This is a genomic window from Microtetraspora malaysiensis, assembly GCF_001528665.1.
Lineage (GTDB): Bacteria > Actinomycetota > Actinomycetes > Streptosporangiales > Streptosporangiaceae > Microtetraspora_A > Microtetraspora_A malaysiensis.
Genome location: NZ_BBYJ01000014.1, coordinates 63,890 through 86,352 on the forward strand (window position 1 = coordinate 63,890; position 22,463 = coordinate 86,352).

A 22,463-nucleotide genomic window follows, 5' to 3' on the forward strand; every position below is an offset into this window, starting at 1 on the left:
TTCCCTCCTGATTCCGTTCGTGAGGTTTGTACGGGTTCAGCACGTCGGCCCGGTTACCCGGTGTACGCGAGCTTCTGCGTGAGGAGGATGTCCAGTCCGCCGTTCACCGGCTCGACGCCGGTCAGCTTCGCGTCGTGGACGAAGAACGAGATCGGCTTGCCCCAGATCCAGAACGGCAGGTCGGTGGTCCAGATCTCCTGCACCTTCCGGTACGCGGCGATCCGGTCCTTCTCGTCGCGGGAGCCGCGGGCGGCGACCAGGGCGTCGTCCATCTCCTTGGTGGCGTAGCCGGTGAGGTTGGTGGCGCCGCCGGAGGACAGCCAGTCGCCGAACAGCGGGTCCGGGTCGTGGAACTTCATGCCGCCCGGGTAGCTGGTGACCTGGAAGTCGCGGTTCACGAAGATCTTCGTGTACGCGTCGGCGGCGGTGATGATCTCGACCTTGACGTCGAAGCCGCCCACCTGGTTGAGCCGGCTGGCGACGTACTCGGCGAGCTTCTGGTCGGTGCCGGGCAGCGCGGTGATGGTGAAACGCAGCGGGTTGCCCTTGGCCTCGCACTCCTTGACGGCCTCAGCGGCCTTGGCCGGGTCGGCCGAGGGGAACTTCAGCGACTCGTCATGGAAGGCGGAGGACGGGTCCATCAGGCCGTAGGTGGGGCCGCCGACCTTCTGCGACTGGTTCAGCGCCTTGTCGATCGCGGCCGGGTCGAGCGCGTAGGCCAGCGCCTGCCGCGCGCACAGCTCGCCGAACGGCGCCTTCTTCTCGTTGAACTGGTACGCCGCGCCTCCGCTGGGCTTGAGCGTCGTCACGCCGAGGCCGGCCGCCATCGCGTCATCCACGGCGGTGGGGGTGGACACGTTGTTGGCGATCTGGACCTGGCCGGACACGATGGAGTCGATCACCGTGGCCGCGTTGCCGGCGGTGGCGAACGTGACGCTGTCCAGGTGCGGCTCGCCAGGGGTGAGGTAGTCCTCGTTCTTGACCAGCTTCAGTTCGTTCGCGGTGCGGTTCCACTGGGCGAGCTTGAACGGTCCCGCGCCCACCGGCTTCTCCGCGTACTGCTTGCCCGACGCCTTGATCGCGGTCGGCGAGGCGATGTAGCCCAGCGAGTTCGCCACGATCCGGTCGAAGGCGCAGTTGGCGGTCTTGAGCCGGATGTCGACCGTGGTGTCGTTCTTGGCGCTCGCCGTGACGCCGGCGAGCTTGGGCGCCTGCGGCGACGCCGTCTCCGGGTCCTGGATGCGTTCCCAGTTGAAGACGACGGCCTCGGCGTCCAGCGGGGTGCCGTCGGTGAACTTCAGGCCCGGCTTGAGCACGAGCGTCCAGCTCTCGCAGGTGTCGTCGACCGGCTCGATGCGCTCGCCGAGCTGGCCGGTGACCGTGTTCGTGGCGATGTCGGCGTAGAACAGCACGTCGTAGAGCGCCTGCATGTAGCCGCCCTGCGCGCCGTAGTTGCCGGTCTGCACGGCGGCGGGGTCCAGCGAGAAGATCGCCTGAGTGATCAGCAGCCGGGCGTCTCCGCCGGCTTTGGGAGCACCCGTCGCCGTTCCGGGCTCGCCCGCGGCGGTGGACGTGCCGCCCGAGCAGGCGGACAGGACTGCGGCGGCTGTCACCGCTACCGCGCCGGCGACGGCTCTCTTCGTCCCGGCGACGCGGCGTGGACGTGACATGGCGGATCCTCCTGAAGGCTGGGGTGAGCCAGCGACTGTGACCGGGGCCACTTGAGCCCGTGCTCAGGCAATGTAGGTTCCGCACCGATGCGCCGTAATCAGTGCTTCCACGTCGCGGAAGAAGTCACCGGAAATCGCCCGGCGGCCCCGTTTCAGGGCCGGAAAGGAACGGAACTTCCGTCGAACGGAAGACCGTTTTCGTCCCGTCCGTATCGCTTCCTAAAGTCTGTCCACATGTGTAGCCTGATTTACGTTTACGTAACATTGGTCGCTTTTTGACCCGGCACGTAGGTGAGCGTATGACTGTTCTCGCAGCCACCTCCTCGGAACCGACCCGGCTCACTTCCGCCCAGCGGGTGCTCTCGATCCTCGGCGTCTTCAGCAGCGAGCACCTGGCGCTCTCGCTCAGCGAGATCAGCCGCCGCACGGGCCTGACCCTGACCACGACCCACCGGCTCGTCAACGAACTGCGCACCTGGGGCGCGCTCCGCCGCGACAACGACGGCAGGTACACCATCGGCCTGCGCATCCTCGAACTCGGCACCCTGGCACCCCAGGGCCTGCAGCTCCGCGAGGTCGCCCTCCCCTTCCTCGACGACCTGCGGCACGCCACGCACGCCAACATCCACCTCGCGGTCGCCGACGGGCACGACGTCATCTACATCGAGTCGCTGCGCGCCCGGCACGGCGTCCCGGTGCTGAGCAGGCTCGGCGGGCGCTGGCCGATGCACGCCACCGGAACCGGCCTCGTCCTGCTCGCGTACTCCTCCCAGGAATTCCAGGAGGAGGTGCTCCGCTCGAAGCTGCGCCAGTTCACCGCGCAGACCGTGACCTGCCCGGAGGCCCTGCGGGTCCGGCTGGCCGAGGTGCGCAAGTCCGGCGTCGCCATCACCGAGAACCAGCTCACCCAGGACGCCCTGGCCATCGCGGCGCCGATCCGCGGCCCGCGGGACGCCGTCGTCGCGGCGGTCGGCGTGACCGTGCCGACCGGCTCCGCCTCGCCGCACTCCCTGGTGCCCGCGCTGGCCGCGACCGCCCGCGGCATCTCCCGCGCGCTCGGCGCGCCTTCGGCCACCCCCGTGTCGGGCGTGCCGGTCTCCTCACCGCCGCGGATCCGCGGCCTCAACCGGAGCGTCCCGAGGCAGGGCCGCTGACCGACCGTCCCGAGGCTCCCCGTACATCGGGCAGCAGGGACCGAGCCGAGCGCCCCCTGACGGCGCCGGCCCACACCCCGGCGCCGTAGGCGAGATCGTCGAGCCGCCGGGCGACCACGAACCGCACCGGGTCCAGCCGCGGACGGGTCTTGCGATACTCCACGATCCCGTCCGCCAGCGCCGCCACGAGCACCGCCCGGCGAACCCGGCGGGAGACCAGGCATCCGGCGAGGCTGAGCGGCCACCAATGTCGCAACAGCAGCGCGCTCGTCTGCCCCAGCGCGCCGGCGAGCCCGAGCCCGGTCAGGACGGCCGCCAGCCGCCGCGGGCTGTCGCTCCGGGACACCGTACGGGTGAGCCGTACGGACACCCCGGCCAGCACCACGGCGGCCGCCGGCGCCGACCAGCGCCGCTGCGCGAGCAGCGCCCCGACCGCGGCCACGCTCCACGGCGCGAGCGCGGCCGGGGCCACCGCGACGCCGTGCCGCCGCGCCAGCGTGTGCGCGCCGGTCCCGTAGAACGCCTTGCGGCCCAGCCACGACCGGAACCCGGTCCGGTGGTCGTGCCTGACCGCGACCGCGGGCTCGTACCTGACCTGCCATGCGGCGGCCGCCAACCGCCAGACCAGGTCGACGTCCTCGGCCACCCGCATGCCGTCGGCGTAGCCATCGCCGAGCGCGGCGACCCGCGCCACCAGGCAGGCGCTGGGCACCCAGCCCACCGGCGAGCGCGGGCGCACCGTCCCGGGGACCGGCCCGAGGTCCAGCGACGAGCGGACCGCCTCGTACCGGGAGATCCAGTTCTGCCGCCGCCCGGCGGAGGCGTCCAGGCCGAGCACCCGGGGCGCGACCGCGGCGACGCCGGGATGGTGGAAGTGCCGCAACAGTGTCGCCACCGCGTCGGGATCGACCACCACGTCGGAGTCCACGAACGCCACGTACGGCGTGCGGACCCGTGCGAGGCCCGCGTTGCGCGCGCCCGCCGGGCCGACGTTGCGGGGCAGCGCGACCAGCTCCGCGCCGTGCCGTCCGGCCACCTCGGCCACCGCCGCCGCGTCGTCGGAGCGGTCGTCGACCACGATCACCGCCACGCGCCCGCCCAGGCCGGCCAGCAGCCGGTCGAGCTCGGCGGGCCGGTCGCGCACCGGGACCACGACGGTGACCTCGGACAGCTCGACCGGCGGCAGCTCCCGGGCGACCGGATCGGCCATGCCGAGCGCGAGCAGCCGGGCCGCGAGCCGCTCCGACCACGGGTCGGCGACCCGGATCCGGCGCCCGGAGAGGATCGTCGCGGCCCGCCCGGTGAGGTGGATCAGGCGGGGCGGCGCGCCGCCCACCAGGGTGCGTCCGCCGTCGTACGCCCGGACCTCGCGGCCCAGCTCGACGACGAATCCGTCGGGCAGCCGGTCGCTCATCCGCGGAACCCTCCCTCGGCGCTCACCACGGAGCCGTTCGCGACGCCACCCGCCCTGGAGCAGTGGAACGCGATGAGCTCCGCGATCTCGGCGGGCTCGATGAGCCGCCCGTTCAGCTGGGACGACGCGAACGACTCGACGTCGTCGATCCCGTACAGCGCCGCCGTGGCGGCCAGCATCGAGGTGCGGGTGGAACCGGGCGAGACCGCGACCGCGGTCACCCCGGTGCCGGCCAGGTCGGCGGCCAGCCCGCGGACCAGCCCGATCACGGCGTGCTTGGCCATGCCGTACCCGGCCAGGTGGAACAGGCCGCGGGTCCCGGCGGCCGAGGCGACCGCGACGAACCGGCAGCCGCCGGGGTCGGGGCCGCCGAGCATCCGGGGCACGGTCGCCGCGGCGGTGTTCCACACGCCGAGCACGTCGATCTCCCACAGCGTCCGCAGCTCCGGGTCGGGCGTCTCCCACAGCGGCCGGCCGCCGGCGATCACCGCGGCGGCGGCCACCGCGGCGTCGAGCCGGCCGAACCGCTCGACCGCAAGCGCGGCGGCGGCCTCCAGCGCCGCGCGGTCCCGCACGTCCGCCACCACGGCGGCGACCTGGCCGGGATGCGCGTCGCGCAAGGCGTGCAGTGCGGCGACCTCCGGCTGCGGGTAGTCCGCGCCCGGCGCGCGGGCGAGTCCCGCGCCGCCCGCGCACCAGTCCACCGCGACCACCCGGTAGCCCTGACGGCAGAGCGCCCGGACGATCTCCGCGCCGATGCCGCGAGCGGCACCGGTGACCAAGGCGACCCGCGGAGGACGGCCCTCCTCGCTCACCTCCGGCTCGCCTCGGCCCGGAGCCGGCCGCCATCGTCGGCGACGCCGCGCTCGATCAGGTCGGTCGCCTCCGCGACCATCTCGCCCAGGACCCGCGCCCCCTCGGCCGCGGTGGCCCCGGTGGGGTCGCCGAGCACGCCGGACGGGGACACGGCGGCGACGCCGCCCGCGACGATGCCGGCCATCAACTCCCCGATGGGCGCGGTATTGCCGGGCGCGGCCCTGGCCAGGTCCACCCGGCCCGGGGCAAGGTGCAGCATCAGTGAGGTCTCGGTGTATCCGGCGTGCGCGTCGACGGTCTCCGTCTCGCACGGCACCCAGGCGACCTCGTGCCGCTCGTAGATCATCTGTGCCACCGCGTCGGACAGGGTCCGCGCGTTCCCGCCGTGCGCGTTGACGAACACGATCCGCCCGGACCAGATGGACAGCGAGCGGACCAGCTCCACCAGGGTGTGCCGGAGTGCCTCGTTGCCGATCGAGATTGTCCCGGGGAACGACTGGTGCTCCCCGCTGGCGGTGTAGCTGAGCGGCGGCGCGACGAGGACGGGCTCGTCCGGGCGCCGCTCCCGCCACCGGGCCGCCGCCCCCTCGGCCACCGCCACCGCGATGGCCGTGTCGGTGTCCAACGGCAGGTGCGGGCCGTGCTGCTCGACGGAGCCGACCGGCACGAGGACCAGCGGCCGCTCCGGCAGCGCCGTCCAGGCCAGCCCGGACAGCCGCGCGTCCGGCGGCGTCACGCCGACTCCGTCGCGCCGAGGGTGCGGGTGAACCCGGGAGGGACGACCACATCGTCCGGGGTCAGCTCATGGATGGAGGACCGGCCCAGCCCGAGCAGGGCCGAGTCGATGCCGCCGCGCAGGATGTCGAGCACGTTCTCCACCCCGGCCTGGCCGCCCGCGCCGAGGCCCCACAGGTAGGCGCGACCGATCATCACCGCCCGCGCGCCGAGCGCCAGCGCCTTCACGACGTCGCCGCCGCGCCGGACGCCGCCGTCCAGCAGCACCTCGATCCGGTCGCCGACCGCCTCGACCACCGCGGGCAGGGCGCGGATCGGCGCCGGAGTGCCGTCCAGGTTGTTGCCGCCGTGGTTGGACACCGAGATCGCGGTGACCCCGGCGTCGACCGCGCGCCGGGCGTCGTCCACCCGGCACACGCCCTTGAGCATGAACGGCCCGTCCCACCGCTCCCGCATCCAGGCGATGTCGTCCCAGGTCGGAAGGGATGTCTGCATCCACTCGCCGTACGCGCCGAAGAAGGTCAGCGGGGGCTCGCCCGGGTCGGTCAGGTTGGGCACGGTCAGATCCGGCACGCCGCCGGAGCGCAGGAAGTCCAGCAGCCAGCCGGGCCGGGACAGCCCCTCGGGGGCGAATCTGGCGATCGCCTTCAGGTCGAGCCGCTCGGGGATCCACGGGCTCCCCCAGTCGCGCCCGTTGGAGAACGACCAGTCGAGGGTGGCGATCAGGCCGACCGCCCCGGCCGCGCGGGCCCGCTCCATCCGCCGGACCATCGAGTCCTTGTCGCCCATCCAGTACATCTGGAAGAAGGTCGCGGAGTTCGCGGCCACGACCTCCTCGACCGGCTTGCTGGCGAACGAGCTGAGCCCCATCGCGGTACCGCGCGCGGCGGCGGCCCGTGCCACGGCCACCTCACCGTCGGGGTGGACGGCCTGGACACCAGTGGGCGAGATGATCACGGGCAGCGAGATCTGCTGTCCCATGACCGTCGTCGCCATGTCGCGCTTGGCCGACAGGCCCGCCACGTGCGGGGCGAAGCCCAGCTCGGCGAACGCCGCGGTGTTGTCCCTGAACGAGACGCCCTTCTCCGATCCGGCCAGCAGGGCGCCGTACACCGACCTGGGCAACCTCCGCTTCGCCCGCCGACGCGCCTCCGCGACGGTCTCGAACCACTTGCCCATGACTCACCTCTCACAGCTCAGTCGGTCACGCGGAACCCGGCGAGCGGGCTCTCCGCGCAGGGGGAGGCGGGCGGGGCCGCCGGATCCGGCCGCGCGCCGATCTGGACCGGAACCGGCGCCGCGGCCCGCGGCCGGGTGCGGTGCGAATGGTCCTGGCGCTGGGCGGGCACGGTGCGGGCCGGGTCGGCCAGCGCGGCCTCGCCGTACCCCTGGACGCATTCGGGGTCCGGCCCGTCCAGCGGCAGACCGGTGAAGAACTTGGCCGCCATGCACCCGCCCCGGCACACGTCGTAGAACCGGCAGGAGGCGCACGCGCCGCCGCCGCTCGGGGCGCGCAGCCGCCGGAACAGCTCGGAAGTGCGCCACACCTCGGCGAACCCGCCGTCGGTCAGGACGTTCCCGGCCAGGAAGGTGTCGTGGATGGCGAACGGGCAGGCGTAGACGTCGCCGATCGGGTCGATCAGGCAGACCACGCGGCCCGCGCCGCACATGTTCAGGCCCGGCAGCTTCTCGCCGAACCCGGCGAGGTGGAAGAACGAGTCGCCGGTCAGCACGTTCTCCCCGGCCCGGACCAGCCAGTCGTACAGCTCGCGCTGCTGCGCGGGGGTCGGGTGCAGCTCGTCCCAGACGTCGGCGCCCCGGCCGGACGGGCGGAGCCTGGTGAGCCGCAGGGTGGCGCCGTGCTCGTCGGCGATGCGCTTGAACTCGTCGAGTTGGCCGGCGTTCTCGCGGGTGACCACGACGGAGATCTTGGCGTCCGTGAACCCGGCCGCGGCCAGGTTGTCCAGTGCGCGCAGCGCCATGGCGTACGAGCCGGGTCCGCGGACCCGGTCGTTGACCTCGGCGGTGGCGCCGTCGAGGGACACCTGGACGTCGACGTAGTCGGTGGAGGCGAGGTAGCGGGCCCGGGGCAGGTCGATCCGCACGCCGTTGGTGGAGAACTTGACGCCGACCTGGTGGTCGACCGCGTACTCCAGCAGGTGCCAGAAGTCGGGGCGCACGGTGGGCTCGCCGCCGCCGATGTTGACGTAGAAGACCTGCATCGCCCGCAGCTCGTCGATCACGGCCTCGCACTGCTCGGTGCTCAGCTCGCGCGGGTCGCGCCTGCCGGAGGAGGACAGGCAGTGGACGCAGGACAGGTTGCAGGCGTAGGTCAGCTCCCAGGTGAGGCAGATCGGGGCGTCCAGCCCGTGCTCGAAGTGCTCGACGAGCGTGGCGGGCCGGGTGGCGGAGCCGATCGGGTTGATCATCGTTCTTCTCCTCCGGTGTCGCGGCGACGGATCATGTCGGCTTGGGCGAGGCCGCGAAGGGCCACGGCGTAGGCGTCCCACCGGCCGGCGGGCACGCCCGCCCGCGCCAACGCCGTACGCGCGTCGGGCGAGTCGCCCAGGCTACGGACCACCTCAACGAGCTCCCTGCGCTTGAGGAAGGTCAGGCGCCGGTTGCCGAAGTGGTAGGCCAGCGCTCCGAACGGCTCCGGCCGGAGGGCCACCGAGGGGGACAGCTCCCACGGCTGGTCAAGGATCTCGGTCACGATCGGCTCCCTGCCCGGTCCGCTAGTAGACGCCGCACATCCCGTCGATCGAGACCTCTTCGATCAGCGACTCCTCGAAGAGCTCGTCGCTCGCGGGGGCGGACTCCTCCGGGGACACGATTCGCTTCTCCATGACAGCTCCTGTCTTCCACCGGGCCGCGGTGCGCGGCCGGTAACGGAACATTAATGGCACTGAGGGCCAAAAAGAAGGGACATTTTGCGGTTGTTTCGCATCGATCCGGATGTTTGCCGGAAAGATCATGATGTGTCGGATATGGCGTGTGATCCTGACCGGCGCGAAGCCACCCGTACGAGGCGTTAACTTGGTTGACCGTGACCACCCGATCGAGGCACCCGCAGGGCCGCAAGCCCGTCACCGACCACGCCGCGATCGAGCGCGCGGCGTTCACGCTGTTCGAGGAGCGCGGGTTCGAGGCGACCACGGTGGACGCGATCGCCGAGGCGGCGGGCATCGGGCGGCGCACCCTGTTCCGGTACTACCCGTCCAAGAACGACATCCCGTGGGGACAGTTCGACGAGAGCCTCGCCACCCTCGCCCGATCCCTGGACGCGATGCCGCGCGACATCCCGGTGCGCGAGGCGGTGCACCGGGCGGTGCTCGCCTTCAACCGCTTCGACGACGCGGCGCTGTCCCAGCACCGGCAGCGGATGACGCTGCTGCTGCGCACCCCGGCGCTGCAGGCCCACTCCACCCTCCGGTACCGGCAGTGGCGCGAGGTCATCGCGCGCTACGTCGCGGGCCGGTACGGCCTCGCCCCCGCCGACCTGCTGCCGCGGATGGTCGGGCAGGTCTCGCTCGCGCTCGCGCTGTCCGCGTACGAGCAGTGGCTGGAGCAGGAGGGCCGCTCGATCGAGGAGCTCCTCGACGAGGCGCTCGCCGGGCTGCGGGCCTACCTGGCGGAACCGGGACGCTGAGCCGGGACCGGCCGAGGCGGACTCCGCATCACCGGCCGGCCCGCCGCCGTGACGCGCGACGCGCGGGTGATGCCGCGCGCCGCCGTCTGCACCAGCGGGGCCAGCGCGGCCGGCTGCGCGCCGTCCGCCCGCACCACCAGGGACACCGCGGCGACGACCTCGCCGTCCGGATCGAAGATCGGCGCGGCCACCGACAGCGCGTCCAGGGTCACCTGCCCGTCGCTGACCGCGTACCCGAGGCGGCGAATGTCGGCCAGGATCCGGCGCAGCGCCTTCGGGTCGGTCACCGTCCGGTCCGTGAACCGGCGCAGCGGCAGCCCGAGCACCTCCTGCTGCACACTCGCCGGCGCGTGCGCGAGCAGCACCAGGCCGACCCCGGTGGCGTGCATCGCGAACCGGCCGCCGACCCTGGTCCACACCGGCACCGCGTGCAGCCCGGCGATCCGCTCCACGTAGACGATCTCCGCGCCCTCGCGCACCGCGAGCTGCACGTTCTCGTGGGTGACCTCGTACAGGTCCTCCAGGAACGGCATGGCCGCGTCGCGCAGCCCCACGCCGCGCGGGGCGAGCGAGGCTACCTCCCACAGCCGCAGGCCGATCCGGTACCGGCCTCGCGCGTCGCGCTCCAGCGCGCCCCACTCGACCAGCTCGGCCGCCCTGCGGTGCGCGGTGGGCAGGCTCAGCCGGGCCCGGCGGGCGAGCTGGCTCAGGGTGAGCTCCGGCTCCTCGGCGGTGAACGCCGCCAGCATGGCGAGCACCTTGGCGGTGACCGACCGGCCCGGCTCCACCGTGGGCGCGGCGTCCGCGATCGTCCCGGCCGTCATGCGCCCTCCCCGCCGGCGGGCGGGTGGTGTCCCTCCGGGTGGGCGAGCAGCCACTCCCACAGCTCGACCGGGTCTTCCGAGAAGTGCCGCGCCCCGCAGTGGCAGGTGCCGTCCAGCACGTCCGTGCCCGGCGTCCAGTCGACCCGGTAGACGGCGCCGCCGCCGGGCAGCCCCGTCGAAGTCACGACGGCACTGTCTGGGCGGAGCGGACGGACGCGGCGGCAGCGCTTTCCGCGACCATCCGCTTGAGGATCCGCCGGGCGGCCAGCGCGCCGGTGTCGATGTTGATCGACAGCTCCTGGTAGCCCTCCGGCTCGTTCGCGATCACCTTCTCCAGCAGGTCGAGCGCGACCACGTCCTGCATGACGACGGTGCGGTTGCTCTCGGCGAGGAAGGCGGTCACCTCCTCGTCGTCGAGCGCGAAGTCGCGGGCCACCGCCCAGAAGTCGAGCGTGGTGTTCTCGGTCTCCGGCGTGATGGCGTAGACGATCTCGACGTGGAAGCCGTTCGGGTCGCCGCCGTCCTCGTTCGGCAGCACGCCGACCGGCGCGATCCGGCTGTGCAGCAGGTACAGGCACGGCGGGTGGTACTCGATGTCCTGCCAGCGGGTGATCCGGCCCTGGATGCCGGTGGACTTGGCGTAGAAGGGCGGGCACTCCGCGTCGGCCATGTGCCGGCTGACGTGGATGATCGCGTTCTCCTCGTCCACCTCGGTGGTGATCGGGGTGTTGGCCACTTCCGGCGTGCCAATGTAGCCGCCGTGCAGGTAGGTCTCGTGGGAGAGATCCATCAGGTTGTCGACCAGGAGCTGGTAGCGTGCGGCCAGCGGCTCCATCCCGCACACCACCGTGTAGCGGGAGTCGTCCAGCCAGGGCGCCCTGGGGATCAGCGCGGGGTCCGCGAGGTCGCGGTCGCCGATCCACACCCAGATGAAGGAGTCCTGCTCCACCACCGGGTACGAGGCCACCCGGGCGGTGCGCGGGATCCTGGTCTGCCCGGGGACGAAGACGCAGGCGCCGCCCTTGTCGTAGGTGAAGCCGTGATAGCCGCAGACGATCGTGTCGCCCTCCAGCCTGCTCTCCGACAGCGGGTAGCGCCGGTGCACGCACCGGTCGGCCAGCGCGACGGGCGCGCCCTCCGTGGTCCGGTAGAGGACCAGCGGCTCGCCGAGGATCGTCCTGGCGAGCAGATCGCGCCCGACCTCGCGAGCATAGGCGGCGACATACCACTGGTTGCGCACGAAAGCAGTCATGTGGGATTCAGAGCTCCTTCGAACCTGCGGGTCGTCTCCCACTATCCGGATTGGGCCGATCGGAATCAGCAGCGTTTTCACTGGATGGAAGGGTTCTCTGCCCGGCCGGACGGGCACCGGCAAGCGCCGCGCAAACCGGGTGCAAGCGAGCACCGGTAGCGTCCCGATCATGTCGACACGATGGCTCGCGGGCGCGGCCGCGACGATGGCCGCCGCCGCACTGTTGCTCCCCTCCCCCGCCTCCGCGTCCGCCTCCGGGACGGGGTCGGGTGGCCACGCCGTTCCGGCCGCCCGGACCGCTCCGGTCGCGCCGGCGACGGTCGCCAAGCGGCTGTTCGGCGCCTGGCTGCGCGGCGACCGCGCGGCGGCGGCCCGGGTCGCCGCGCCGTCCGCGGTGAACACGCTGTTCTCCTACGTCTACCGCGCGCCGGACGGCTTCGCCGGGTGCACCGGGAACCGGTGCCGGTTCACGCACACCAGCGTCCGGGTGCCGGGCGGCCTGAACGGGATCCTGATGATCGTCTCCGGGACGAAGGTGAACCGGGTCTACGAGTCCCGCCACCTCACCCGTCCGTCGAGCGCGGCGGCGTACCTGTTCTCCGCGTGGCAGAAGGGTGATCGCGACCGCGGGCTGGAGGTCGCCTCGACGGCGGCCGTCTCCTCCCTGTTCCGCACGAAGTACGACCCGGCCGGCGTGACGTACCACCCCCAGGGGTGCACGGCCGAGCCGAAGGGCTTCAGCTGCGCCTACTCGTACGAGGGCGGGGCCATGCTGATGCACGTCACCGGGTCGCGCTCGTCCGGGTACGAGGTGCGCTCGATCGGCTACATCGCGGACTGACCGGGAACGCGGCGGACGCGGTTTCCGGGTGAATGCGGCATTCACCCAGAAACCGGGCACGGCGGGCGACGCCCTCCGGGTTGGGCGCCGCCCGCCGCGGTTCCGGACCGGGGCGGCTCTCCGTCAGACCGGCCGGTGCTCGTGCTCCTCCAGCCACGACCACATCTCCCGCGGGTCGGCGCTGGTGTACGTCCGTCCGCACCAGCACTCGCCCGCCAGCTCGCTGACGGTCCCCAGGAAGGTCACGCGGAGCGCGCCCTCGCCGTTCACGACCGGCCCCGCTCCTGCGGGTGCGTGGCCAGCGCCTCGACGGTGACGTCCAGCCAGGGAGCCATCGGCAGCGACATCAGCGCGTCGTGCAGCTCCGCGGGGTCCGCCGCCTCGTACAGGCCGACCGTCGCGGTACGGCCGGGCACCCGCCACAACCGCTTCAGGATGCCCGCGGCCCGCAGCTCCTCCGCGCGGGCACGCTCGGCCTTCCGCAGCTCCTCCCGCTGCTCGGCGGGGGTCGTCGGGGGCAGGCGGTTCTCGGACCTGACGAGGAACTCCACGTCGTCTTCCTTCCTCTCCAGCGTTCTTGATCGTTTCTGTGGCGGGCTCGCCGGGCTCAGCCGCCGGCCAGCTCCATCAGGACGCCGGCCAACGCCTCGGGCGCGGTGACCATCGCCTCGTGTCCGGTGTCCAGCTCGCGGACCGGCCAGCCGAGCCGCCTGGCGCGCTCCGCCTGCCCTCGGAAGACCCGCATCCAGCTCACGCATTCGACGAACGCCGCGGGCACGCCGTCCGCCGCGCCGGTCAGCCGGAGCGGATCGGTGTACGTCTTCCACGGATGCGGGGTCAGCCTGGGGGTCAGCCAGTCCACGTCGGCCTGCTCGGTCACCCCGAGCACGGACAGCGAGCGGACCGGGACCAGCCAGCCGAAGCCGGGCCCGGCTGCGGACTCGGCCCAGTGGTGGGCCACCGTCTCCGGGAGGAGGTCCCGCGCGGCCTCGCCGTCCGCGCCGACGAACGCGTCCAGGTGGACGCGCCTGGCGATCGCGGCGGGCCGCCGGTCCGCCACCCCGGTGATCACCTGCCCGGCGTAGCTGTGCCCGACCAGCACCACGTCCGTCAGCTGAAGCGTGTCGAGCAGGCGGACCACGTCCTCGACGTGGGTGTCCAGCCCGACCAGTGGGGAGAGCAGGTGCGACCGTTCGGACAGCCCGGTCAGCGTCGGCGTGTGGACCTCGTGGCCGGTGGCCCGCAGCAGCGGCGCCACCCGGTCCCAGCACCAGCCGCCGTGCCAGGCTCCGTGGACCAGGACGAAGGTGCTCATCGGGCGGCCACCGCCGCCTCGCGCGCCGCCATCTTCTCCAGCAGGCGGCGGCCGCGCAGGCCCGCCACGTCGGAGCGGATGCTGGACTCGCGGGCGCCCGGCCCCTCGCTGGCGACCATGATCTCCTGGATCTCCAGCGCGTCCACGTCCTCCTTCATCACGGAGAGCTGCTGCTGGAGCTGGAACTCCGACAGCTTCTCGTCGTCGATGAGATAGTCGCGGCCGAGGGCGAAGAAGTCGTGCGTCTCGGTCTCGGTGGCCGGGGTCATCCCGTAGATGACCTTCATGTGGAAGCCCTCCGGCTCCTCGGTGCCGGTCGGCGCCAGCCGGATGTTGAGCTGGAAGACGCCCGGGGCGTAGAAGTCGCCGTCCTGCCAGCGGTCGATCGGCGAGGTCAGCCCCATCGACTTCTCGTAGAAGGGCGGCGCCTCGATGCCGACCATGTGCCGGGTGAAGGACACCCGGTCGCCCTCGCTGGTCACGTCGATCGGGGTCGCGGCGACCGCCGCGTTGCCGATGCTGCTCGGGTGCAGGAACGTCTCGTGGGTCAGGTCGAGCAGGTTCTCCACGAGCAGGAGCTGCCTGGCCTTCAGCGGCACGACGCCGTGCACGTGGGTCCAGCCGGGGTCGGTCAGCCAGGAGGTGTCGGGCAGCAGGCCGGGGTCGGCCAGCTCCGGGTCGCCCGGCCAGATCCACACCACGCCGTCCCGCTCCACGAGCGGGAACCTGTGCACGGACGCCTTGGGCCTGTCGGACTGCTCGGCGACGCCGACGCAGCCGCCGGAGCCGTCGATCCGGTACCCGTGGTAGTTGCACTCGATGACGTCGCCGTCCAGCCGGCCCAGCGAGAGCGGGTACTTGCGGTGCGGGCAGCGGTCCTCGATCGCGTTGACCGTGCCGTCCTGCAGGCGGTAGAAGCAGACGGGGCGGCCGACGATCCAGCGCTGCATGAGTGTGCGGCCGATCTCGTCGGACCACGCGCCGATGTACCAGCCGTTCTTCACCAGCGGTGTCAGCGAACCCATGGGGATACTCCTCAGTGAAACGGTGCGGGTGGCTGCTGTCAGGAACCTGCGGCGTCGCGGTCGCGGGCCGTCATCCGGCAGCCGGTCCAGGCCAGCAGCGGATGCGCTCCGGCCTCGACGCAGGTGTCGACGTCGAGGGTGGCCAGCGCGGCGGCCTCGGCGTCGGAGAGTTCGTACTCGGCGACCAGACCCTGCGGGTCGTCGAGGTAGCGGCGGCGCAGGGCCGGGTCGCGGAAGTCACGGAGCAGCCGGTTGAACGCGTAGCTCGCGGGGTCCGGGTACCGGTAGAAGTTGTAGCCCTCGTTCTTGAAATCGAAGGGGGGCGTGCGACTCACGAGGCCACCTCCTCTGCGCTCTTCACGGCGTTCTTGCCGGCGTTCTTGCCGGCGGCGGCCGGCTCGGCCGGGTCCCAGACGACGACGCCCTGCCCGTGGTGCCACACCTTCTGGTAGCTGAGCACCCGGCCCGGGGCCCGGCGGCCCATCGCGCCCCACAGCACGAACCAGGCGAGCAGCTCGCCCTCGCCGACCTCGTCGAGCTGCGGCGGGGTCAGGTCGAGGATCGGGTCCAGGTCGTTCGCCTCGATCCGCTCGATGATCCACTCGTCGAAGGCGAACTCCGGCCGCGGATAGCGCGGCGTGCCGGGGAAGTGCGACATGCCACCGCTGGCCAGGATGGCGACCCGCTCCGGACGGCCCGCGATCACCTCGCCGATCGCCCGTCCCAGCGCCTCGCACCGACGCCCGCTCGGCAGCGGCGGCAGGTAGACGTTGACCAGCAGCGGGATGACCGGGATGTCCCGGTCGCCGAGCACGAACCGGAACGGCGTGGCGAACGCGTGGCCCAGCTCGGCCCGCTGCGAGTACGCCAGGTCGAAGCCGCGCTCGATCAGCCCTTCGAGCAGGGCGGTGGCCAGCTCCCGGTGGATCGGGCGCCGGAAGTGCTCTCCGCCGAACTCGCCGGTGGCGTGCTCCCCGGTGACCAGGGTGAACGTCGGCACCAGGTCGAGCGAGAAGGTCTCCAGGTGGTCGGTGCCGACCACGAGCAGCACGTCCGGCCGCGTCTCGTCGAGGACGCGCCCCAGGTCGAGCAGCGCGTCGCGGCTGGCTTGGAGCTTCTCCTCCTCCTCGCCGGCGAACTTCTGCAGCAGCTGGGGCGCGTGCACCCCGGCCATAGCGGCGACGATCTCACCCATCACTGCCTCCCCTGGCCGGACCCTCCGGCTCCTCGTCCACGTAGGTCACGCCGAGTCGCGCGAGCGTCTCGCGCATGCCGTACAGGTCCAGGCCGAGCACCCCGGACCGGAACTTCTCGCGCTTGCCCTGCTCGGCGGCCTCCCTGGCCAGCGCCGTGGCCGCCACCTGCGACGCGTCCTCGTGCGGCACGACCAGTACGCCGTCGTCGTCGGCGACGATCACGTCGCCGGGCCTGATGTACGCTCCGGCGACCACCACCGGGACGTTCACCGAGCCGGGGGTGGCCTTGACCGTGCCCTGCGCGGAGATCGCCCGCGACCAGGCGGGGAACCCCATCGCGGTCAGCTCGGCCACGTCGCGCACGCCCGCGTCGATGACCAGGCCGCGCACTCCCCTGGCCGCGAGCTGGGTGGCGAACAGCTCGCCGAACATGCCGTCGGTGGACAGCGACGTGGTGGCGACGACCAGCACGTCGCCGGGCCCGCACTGCTCGATGCAGGCGTGGATCATCAGGTTGTCGCCGGGCTGGCTGAGCACGGTGACGGCCCGGCCCGCGACGCGCGCGCCCGGGTAGATCGGGCGCAGCACGGCGTCGGTGAGGCCGCGGCGGCCCATCGCCTCGTGCGCGGTGGCCACCCCGAGCCGCTCGAACACCGCGACGGCCTCGGGGTCGGGCCGGCGCCGAGTCCGTACGATCACGTGCCCGCTCATCGCAGCTCGTCCCCCACGGTCGGGAAGGTCCTCTGGTACGCCTCGGCGTGCGTGACCGTCTTCGGCGCGCCGTTGCGCACCGCCTGGACGCCGCGGCGCAGGCCGAGGTCGGTGTAGTAGCGGACCAGGTGCTCCTGGGCGGTCATGCGGTTCATCGCCTCGGCCTTCACGTCGAAGACCGGACTGATGTCCAGCAGCAGGTCCGGCGCGAACCCGCACACCTCCGGCTGGTGCGGCTCGAACTGGAACACCTGCGCGGCGCCGAGCGGGCGGGTGCTCCGGTCGTGCCCGTGCGCCTGGGCGACCATCCGGGTGAGCAGGGTGGTCTCGTGCGCCTGGTTGTGGTCCCGGTTGTACGGGTCGTTCGCGACGTGGGTGAGCAGGATGTCGGGCTGCCGCTCGCGCATCACGCCGACGATCCGGTCCACGGCGTCCTCACCGACGCGCAGCGGGTAGTCGCCGAGGTCGAGGAACTCGATGCTCGCGCCGAGCACCTCGGCCGCGGCGGACGCCTCGGCCCGCCTGGCCTCCTTGACCCGTTCGACGGTCATCCCCTCCTGTTTCCACAGGCCCTGCGACTCGCCTCGTTCGCCGAAACTCAGGCACAGCACGTGCACGCTGGAGCCGCGCCGCGCGGACAGCGCGATGGCGCCGCCCGCACGCCAGACGAAGTCGCCGGAGTGCGCGCTGATCACCAGCACGGAGGGGTGCTGGGGGATGTCTGACATGGTGATGTCCTTCTCCATTCACGTGAGGGGGTTCGCGGGAGGGGATGCGCGGGGGGATTCGCAGGAGGATCGCGGGGGCGTCGCGGCGGAAGGGACGCCCGGTGGCGGCGGCCGGACCGACGTCGGAGGGCGAGTCAGAGGGCGCGGTCTGAGGGCCCGGTCGGGGGCGCCGTCAGAGGTCCAGAACCAGCCGGGCGCTCCGGCAGCGGGAGACGCAGATCATCATCGTGTCGCCCGCGGCCTTCTCCTCGTCGGTGAGCAGCGAGTCGCGGTGGTCCGGCTCGCCTTCCAGCACGGCGGTCTCGCAGGTGCCGCAGATGCCCTCGGTGCAGGAGGACAGCACGTCCACCCCGGCCCGCTCCACGGCGTCCAGGATGCTGGTGTCCGCGGGCACCGCGACGGTGAGCCCGGAGCGGGCGCAGACGACGTCGAAGGCGGTGTCGGCCGCGCCGGTCTCCACCGGGGCCGCGGCGAACCGCTCGACGTGCAGGGCGCCGGCGGGCCAGGCGCGGCAGCGCAGCTCGACCGCCTCGATCAGGCCGGCCGGGCCGCAGCAGTAGACCAGGGTGTCCGCGGCGGGGGCGCCGAGCAGCGCGTCCAGGTCGAGCGGGCCGGCCTCGTCCTGCGGGTGGATCCGGACCCGGTCGCCGTACCGGGACAGCTCGTCGAGGAACGCCATCGAGGGGCGGCCGCGGCCGCCGTAGTGCAGCACCCAGTCCGCTCCTGCGGCGTCCGCCTCCTTGATCATCGGCAGCAGGGGGGTGATGCCGATGCCGCCGGCCACGAACAGGTACCGGCCGGACGGCCGCAACGGGAAGTTGTTGCGTGGGCCGCGCACCCGCAGGGTGGCGCCCTCGGCGAGCTCGTCGGCGATCCAGCGGGAGCCGCCGCGGCCGTCGGCCTCGCGCAGCACCGCGATCCGCCAGTGGGCGGAGTCGGCCGGGTCGCCGCAGAGCGAGTACTGGCGGGTCGGCCCGCCGGGGATCACCACGTCGATGTGCGCGCCGGGCGTCCACGCGGGCAGCGCGCCGCCGGACGGCAGCGCGAACTCCACGCCGACGACGCCCTCGGCCCGGTCCCGGCGGGCGACGACGACGAGGTCGGCTTCGAAGTCCGAGACGGTGCGGGTCGTGGACGCGTGGGCGTCGAGGACGGGGGACGCGATCACGATGGCGCTGACCTCCCTGGCGTTGTCACAGGTGTGCGGCGCGGCCAGGCGGCCGTGCCCATGGACAACCCTAGGAATCCGGGCCGCGCGGGTAATCGGCCCGATGTCAGCACCGGGGCGACCGATGCGGCCGGTCGGGTCTACGTCATCCGTCGCGGTTCCGGCGGTTTCTCCCCGCTGAGCGGATCAGGCGGGCAGGTCAGGCGGGCAGGTCAGGCGGGCGGGTCAGGCGGGCGGGTCAGGCGGGCGGGTCAGGCGGGCGGCGGGATGAGGCCCTCGCGGATGGCGAGCAGCGCCGCCTGGGTGCGCGAGGAGAGCTGGAGCTTGGTCAGTACGTTGCTGACGTGGGTCCGCGCGGTGCGCTCGCTGATCGCCAGCCGGTCGGCGATGTCCCGGTTGGAGTTGCCCTGCGCGACCAGGGTGAGGATCTCCCGCTCCCGCGCGGTCAGCGCGTTGAGCCCGACGTGCGGCGCGGCCATCCGCCGGGTGAGCTGGCGGGCCACGGCGGAGTCCAGGTGCACCTCGCCGTCGGCGGCGGCCCGGATGGCGGTGACCACCTCGTCCGGGTCGGCGTCCTTGAGCAGGTAACCGGCCGCGCCGGCGGCGAGCGCGGCGTGCACCCGCTCCGCCTCGCCGAAGCTGGACAGCACGACGACCTTCACCTCGGGGTGCGCCCGGGTGATCGCCTCGGTCGCCTCCACGCCGCCCATCTTCGGCATCTGCAGGTCCATCAGCACCACGTCCGGCAGCGGCTCGCCGAGGGTCTGCCACTGCCGGAGCTGGGCGACCGCCTGCTGCCCGTCGGCCGCCTCCCCCACCACCTCAAGGGTGGGCACGGTCTCCACGTAGGCGAGCAGGCCCCTCCGTACGATGGCGTGGTCGTCGACCACCATGACGCGGATGACCTCGGTCGCGGTCCTCTCACCGGTCATCGGTTCCTCCCCTCTCCGGTGCCCGCGCGGCGCGTGCCGGGGCCCGGAAGTGTCACGCCGACGGTCCAGCCGCCTTCGGCCCGGGGGCCTGCGGTGAGCAGGCCGCCCCACCGCTGTGCCCGTTCGCGCATGGAGACCAGGCCGAGCGTGTCCCGGCCGGGCCCGCCGCTCGCGGCCTCGCCCGCCGCGCGTCCCTTGCCACAGCCGTTGTCGGTCACCGCGACCGCGAGGCCGCCGCCGGCCGACCGGCGGAACCTGATCTCCACCGTGCCGGCGCGGGCGTGCTTGACCACGTTGTGCAGGGCCTCCTGGACGATGCGGTACAGGTCCTCCTGAACGTCGAGGGCGAGGTCCAGGTCCGCGCCGGGGGGCGCCTGCACGTCCACGACCAGGCCGGTACGCGCCTCGACCCCGGCGGCGTGCGCGCGTACGGCGTCGACGAGGCCGCGCTCGGCCAGGTCGAGCGGGCGCAGCTCGAACACCAGCCCGCGCAGGTCGGCCAGCGCGCTCTGCGAGAGCTCGGCCAGCTCCTCGGCGCCGCGACGCACCCGGGCCGGGTCCGCGTCCGGCCCGTCGAGCTGGGCGCGCAGCGCCTTGGCCTGCATCCGCATGGAGAAGAGCTGCTGCACCACGGAGTCGTGCAGGTCCCGCGCCAGCCGGCGGCGCTCGTGCGATCGGGTCTGCGCCATCAGCGAGGCGATGTCGATGGCGACCGCGGCGTGGTCGGCCATCGCCTCCAGGAAGGCGAGCGAGCCGGCCCCGGGGTCCTCCCCGGGCATGTAGTACGCGTTGATCACGCCGACGGTGTGGCCGCGCGCCACCAGCGGCACGGCGGCGAAGCCGTCCCAGTCGGGGTAGCCCATGATCGCGTGCAGCGGGGCCCAGGACGGGTCGGCCATGATGACCCGCTTACGGTGCCGGACCACCACCGGGGCGCCGCGTTCGAACGCGTCCATGAAGTGCATCCGGGCGCCCCGCCGGCGGCAGGCGCTGAGCCGTTCGGTGAAGTCGTGGGCGTCGCCGAAGCCGGCCATGCCGAGTACCCGCAACTCCTCGCGCGGGTCGTCGAGGGCGAGGATCTGCGCCGCCGTGATGTTCCCGGTCATCACCACCTCGCGCGCCACCGCGTCGAGGGTGGCGCGCAGCGAGGCGGTGTCGGCGACGCTGGAGGCGGCCCGGACGATGGCGGTCAGCCGCTCCCGCTGCCTGAGGGCGTCGGTGACATCGCTGAACCAGACCGCGTGGCCGCCGCGCTCCAGCGGGGCGACGCGGTAGTCGAGGTCGCGCCGCCGTCCGTCCGGCGCGGACCACGAGGCGCGCGGCCGCTCCCCGGAATCCGGGCGGTCGTCGAGGGGAAAGGGGGCCCGTCGGCCGAGCAGCTCCGCGGCGGGAAGCCCGAGGATGTGCGTGGCGGCGGGGTTGACCGAGGCGAACCGGCCGTCGCCGTCCAGTACTGCCAGGCCGTCGGCGGACACCTCCAGCAGGACCCGCAGCGTGGATTCGTCCACCGAGCCTGGTTGCCGGGCAGCGCCGACAGGGGGTGCCACGTCGCTTCGTACCTCTGCCTCGCGCCACTGTGACTTTCGTCAAAAATAGTACTACAAGGTAAAAATCCGGCAATGACGCAGCGTGGCGCCCGGACACAGAACGCGTCCGGGCGCCTGGGGAAGTGGCGGTGGCCCTACCCGGCCGCCTCCGCCGCCGTCGCCGCCGCGTCCACCGGCCGCTCCTCCTGGACAGCCGCCCCGCCGCGCAGCCCGAGGATGCCCACGAAGCTGACCAGCGAGAGACCGGCCACGTAGCAGGCGATCAGGGTCGAGGAGTTGTAGGCGTCGAACAGCGCGGTCAGCACCAACGGGGTGACCGCACCGCCGATCATGCCGCCCAGCTGGTACGCGATCGAGATACCGCTGTAGCGGATCCGCACATCGAAGATCTCGGTGAACAGGCCGCCCTGCGCACCGGCCATGATGCCCTGCACGATCGCCGCGCCGATGAAGGCGAGCAGCGCCAGCCCGGTGCTCTTGGTGTCGACCAGGGCGAACATCGGGATCGGCCACACCACGGCGGTCAGCGTGCCGATGACGTAGATCCTCTTCGAGCCGAATCGGTCGGAGAGGACGGCCGACACCACGATCGTGCCGATCCACACCAGGGTGGACAGCAGGATCAGGGTGAGCAGCGTGCTCCGGTCGAATCCGACGACCTTGGTGCCGTAGGTGAGCATGTAGACGATCACCGTGAAGCCGATCGCGGGCGGCGCGATGGAGGCCAGGCTGGCCATCAGCAGCTTGCGCGGTTCCCGCCGGAACAGCTCGGAGACCGGAGCCTTGCTGACGCTCTGGGACTCCTTCATCCGCTCGAACTCCGGCGCGTCGTGCAGCCTGCTGCGGACCAGGAAGCCGACCACCACCAGCAGCGCGCTGAGCAGGAACGGGATGCGCCAGCCGTACGACATGAAGGCGTCGTTGGACATGCCGGAGACGGCCAGGAACGCCAGGTTGGAGGTCAGCACGCCGACCGGGACGCCGAACTGGGCGAAGCTGCCGTAGACGGCGCGGCGGCGTGGAGAGGCGTGCTCGGTGGCGATCAGGATCGCGCCACCCCACTCGCCCCCGACGCCGAAACCCTGGACCAGGCGGAGGGTGACGAGCAGCAGCGGCGCCCCGACCCCGATGGCCGCGTAGGTGGGCAGCACACCGATGAGGAAGGTCGAGCCGCCGGTCAGCAGCAGGGTGAGGACCAGCATCGACTTGCGGCCGATCCGGTCACCGAAGTGGCCGATGATCGCGGCGCCCAGCGGGCGGGCGATGAACCCGACGGCGAAGGTGGCGAGGGAGGCGAGGGTGCCCGCCACGGAGGAGAACTCCGGGAAGAACAGGCTTCCGAACACGAGCGCGGCGGCGGTGCCGAAGATGTAGTAGTCGTACCACTCGATGGACGTGCCGACGAAGCTGGCCGCGAAGATGCCCTTTTTAGACGGGCCGGTGGAAGTTGGCGATAGGGCCACGGATGGGTACTCCTCTGGACGCC

At 72.6% G+C, this 22,463-nt stretch carries 26 protein-coding genes; 3 read left to right on the forward strand and 23 right to left on the reverse strand.

What is annotated here, in order from left to right; all coding sequences use genetic code 11:
* Nucleotides 1–53 precede the first annotated feature (53 nt).
* Nucleotides 54–1,670: an ABC transporter substrate-binding protein gene (locus AWQ71_RS18760; RefSeq protein ID WP_067134928.1), complete on the reverse strand. Its 1,617-nt coding sequence runs from the start codon at nt 1,668–1,670 to the stop codon at nt 54–56.
* A 299-nt stretch (nt 1,671–1,969) separates the two neighbouring features.
* On the opposite strand from AWQ71_RS18760, the gene AWQ71_RS18765 reads away from it, so the two are divergent.
* A complete protein-coding gene (locus AWQ71_RS18765) occupies nt 1,970–2,824 on the forward strand; it encodes an IclR family transcriptional regulator (protein ID WP_084259037.1) in 855 nt (284 codons plus the stop codon).
* Here the strand turns inward: AWQ71_RS18765 and mftF are convergent.
* From mftF to mftA, 7 genes are read right to left on the reverse strand one after another with little or no spacing between them, the layout of a single operon-like run.
* Entirely contained in the window at nt 2,793–4,238 is a 1,446-nt protein-coding gene (gene mftF, locus AWQ71_RS18770) for a mycofactocin biosynthesis glycosyltransferase MftF (RefSeq protein WP_067134930.1), read from the reverse strand. The two genes, AWQ71_RS18765 and mftF, sit on opposite strands and share 32 nt — an antisense overlap.
* A complete protein-coding gene (locus tag AWQ71_RS18775; protein WP_067134932.1) occupies nt 4,235–5,053 on the reverse strand; it encodes a mycofactocin-coupled SDR family oxidoreductase in 819 nt (272 codons plus the stop codon). The genes mftF and AWQ71_RS18775 overlap by 4 nt, the downstream gene beginning before the upstream one ends.
* Nucleotides 5,050–5,790: a mycofactocin biosynthesis peptidyl-dipeptidase MftE gene (gene mftE, locus AWQ71_RS18780; protein ID WP_067134934.1), complete on the reverse strand. Its 741-nt coding sequence runs from the start codon at nt 5,788–5,790 to the stop codon at nt 5,050–5,052. Before mftE ends, AWQ71_RS18775 begins: the two co-directional genes overlap by 4 nt.
* Nucleotides 5,787–6,968, reverse strand: coding sequence for a pre-mycofactocin synthase MftD (gene mftD, locus AWQ71_RS18785; RefSeq protein WP_067134936.1), 1,182 nt, complete (start codon nt 6,966–6,968; stop codon nt 5,787–5,789). The genes mftE and mftD overlap by 4 nt, the downstream gene beginning before the upstream one ends.
* 17 nt (nt 6,969–6,985) lie before the next feature.
* Nucleotides 6,986–8,218, reverse strand: a complete 1,233-nt coding sequence (gene mftC, locus AWQ71_RS18790) for a mycofactocin radical SAM maturase (RefSeq protein WP_067134938.1) — start codon at nt 8,216–8,218, stop codon at nt 6,986–6,988.
* Nucleotides 8,215–8,502, reverse strand: a complete 288-nt coding sequence (gene mftB, locus AWQ71_RS18795; RefSeq protein WP_245658357.1) for a mycofactocin biosynthesis chaperone MftB — start codon at nt 8,500–8,502, stop codon at nt 8,215–8,217. The genes mftC and mftB overlap by 4 nt, the downstream gene beginning before the upstream one ends.
* A gap of 22 nt (nt 8,503–8,524) precedes the next feature.
* On the reverse strand, nt 8,525–8,635 hold the full coding sequence (mftA, locus tag AWQ71_RS41735; protein ID WP_066946321.1) for a mycofactocin precursor MftA: 111 nt from the start codon (nt 8,633–8,635) through the stop codon (nt 8,525–8,527).
* A gap of 200 nt (nt 8,636–8,835) precedes the next feature.
* Between mftA and mftR the strand changes: the two genes are divergently transcribed.
* Nucleotides 8,836–9,438 (forward strand): mycofactocin system transcriptional regulator MftR, encoded by a 603-nt coding sequence (gene mftR, locus AWQ71_RS18805; protein WP_157570432.1) that lies wholly within the window; start codon nt 8,836–8,838, stop codon nt 9,436–9,438.
* Here the strand turns inward: mftR and AWQ71_RS18810 are convergent.
* Genes AWQ71_RS18810 through AWQ71_RS18820 form a run of 3 tightly spaced genes read right to left on the reverse strand, consistent with a single transcriptional unit; the run spans nt 9,414 to nt 11,514 of the window.
* The gene (locus AWQ71_RS18810; RefSeq protein WP_084259039.1) at nt 9,414–10,262 is read right to left on the reverse strand and encodes an IclR family transcriptional regulator; all 849 of its coding nucleotides are present in this window, start codon (nt 10,260–10,262) and stop codon (nt 9,414–9,416) included. The genes mftR and AWQ71_RS18810 overlap by 25 nt on opposite strands.
* On the reverse strand, nt 10,259–10,447 hold the full coding sequence (locus tag AWQ71_RS18815) for a hypothetical protein (RefSeq protein WP_067134944.1): 189 nt from the start codon (nt 10,445–10,447) through the stop codon (nt 10,259–10,261). The genes AWQ71_RS18810 and AWQ71_RS18815 overlap by 4 nt, the downstream gene beginning before the upstream one ends.
* Nucleotides 10,444–11,514 carry an aromatic ring-hydroxylating dioxygenase subunit alpha gene (locus tag AWQ71_RS18820; protein WP_067134946.1) on the reverse strand — a complete coding sequence of 357 codons (1,071 nt, stop codon included), beginning with the start codon at nt 11,512–11,514 and terminating at the stop codon, nt 10,444–10,446. The genes AWQ71_RS18815 and AWQ71_RS18820 overlap by 4 nt, the downstream gene beginning before the upstream one ends.
* A 169-nt stretch (nt 11,515–11,683) precedes the next feature.
* Between AWQ71_RS18820 and AWQ71_RS18825 the strand changes: the two genes are divergently transcribed.
* On the forward strand, nt 11,684–12,355 hold the full coding sequence (locus AWQ71_RS18825) for a hypothetical protein (RefSeq protein ID WP_067134948.1): 672 nt from the start codon (nt 11,684–11,686) through the stop codon (nt 12,353–12,355).
* Nucleotides 12,356–12,478: 123 nt separating this feature from the next.
* On the opposite strand, the gene AWQ71_RS41740 is transcribed toward AWQ71_RS18825, so the two are convergent.
* From AWQ71_RS41740 to AWQ71_RS18880, 12 genes are all read right to left on the reverse strand, one after another.
* Entirely contained in the window at nt 12,479–12,625 is a 147-nt protein-coding gene (locus AWQ71_RS41740) for a hypothetical protein (RefSeq protein WP_157570433.1), read from the reverse strand.
* The gene (locus AWQ71_RS18830; RefSeq protein ID WP_066946341.1) at nt 12,622–12,906 is read right to left on the reverse strand and encodes a muconolactone Delta-isomerase family protein; all 285 of its coding nucleotides are present in this window, start codon (nt 12,904–12,906) and stop codon (nt 12,622–12,624) included. The genes AWQ71_RS41740 and AWQ71_RS18830 overlap by 4 nt, the downstream gene beginning before the upstream one ends.
* Before the next feature lie 56 nt (nt 12,907–12,962).
* A complete protein-coding gene (locus AWQ71_RS18835) occupies nt 12,963–13,670 on the reverse strand; it encodes an alpha/beta hydrolase (RefSeq protein WP_067134950.1) in 708 nt (235 codons plus the stop codon).
* On the reverse strand, nt 13,667–14,695 hold the full coding sequence (locus tag AWQ71_RS18840; protein WP_084259040.1) for a Rieske 2Fe-2S domain-containing protein: 1,029 nt from the start codon (nt 14,693–14,695) through the stop codon (nt 13,667–13,669). Before AWQ71_RS18840 ends, AWQ71_RS18835 begins: the two co-directional genes overlap by 4 nt.
* A 38-nt stretch (nt 14,696–14,733) precedes the next feature.
* Nucleotides 14,734–15,030 carry a hypothetical protein gene (locus tag AWQ71_RS42675; protein ID WP_067134952.1) on the reverse strand — a complete coding sequence of 99 codons (297 nt, stop codon included), beginning with the start codon at nt 15,028–15,030 and terminating at the stop codon, nt 14,734–14,736.
* The gene (locus AWQ71_RS18850; RefSeq protein WP_067134955.1) at nt 15,027–15,890 is read right to left on the reverse strand and encodes a DODA-type extradiol aromatic ring-opening family dioxygenase; all 864 of its coding nucleotides are present in this window, start codon (nt 15,888–15,890) and stop codon (nt 15,027–15,029) included. Before AWQ71_RS18850 ends, AWQ71_RS42675 begins: the two co-directional genes overlap by 4 nt.
* Nucleotides 15,883–16,590 (reverse strand): 4-carboxy-4-hydroxy-2-oxoadipate aldolase/oxaloacetate decarboxylase, encoded by a 708-nt coding sequence (locus AWQ71_RS18855; RefSeq protein WP_245658358.1) that lies wholly within the window; start codon nt 16,588–16,590, stop codon nt 15,883–15,885. The genes AWQ71_RS18850 and AWQ71_RS18855 overlap by 8 nt, the downstream gene beginning before the upstream one ends.
* Before the next feature lie 8 nt (nt 16,591–16,598).
* A complete protein-coding gene (locus AWQ71_RS18860; protein ID WP_067135224.1) occupies nt 16,599–17,330 on the reverse strand; it encodes a PIG-L deacetylase family protein in 732 nt (243 codons plus the stop codon).
* Nucleotides 17,331–17,502: 172 nt separating this feature from the next.
* The gene (locus tag AWQ71_RS18865) at nt 17,503–18,498 is read right to left on the reverse strand and encodes a PDR/VanB family oxidoreductase (protein WP_245658359.1); all 996 of its coding nucleotides are present in this window, start codon (nt 18,496–18,498) and stop codon (nt 17,503–17,505) included.
* A gap of 251 nt (nt 18,499–18,749) precedes the next feature.
* On the reverse strand, nt 18,750–19,430 hold the full coding sequence (locus AWQ71_RS18870; protein ID WP_067134959.1) for a response regulator transcription factor: 681 nt from the start codon (nt 19,428–19,430) through the stop codon (nt 18,750–18,752).
* Complete coding sequence (locus AWQ71_RS18875) at nt 19,427–20,938, reverse strand: sensor histidine kinase (RefSeq protein WP_169806593.1); 1,512 nt, start codon at nt 20,936–20,938, stop codon at nt 19,427–19,429. The genes AWQ71_RS18870 and AWQ71_RS18875 overlap by 4 nt, the downstream gene beginning before the upstream one ends.
* A gap of 173 nt (nt 20,939–21,111) precedes the next feature.
* The gene (locus AWQ71_RS18880; protein ID WP_067134961.1) at nt 21,112–22,440 is read right to left on the reverse strand and encodes an MFS transporter; all 1,329 of its coding nucleotides are present in this window, start codon (nt 22,438–22,440) and stop codon (nt 21,112–21,114) included.
* Nucleotides 22,441–22,463 lie beyond the last annotated feature (23 nt).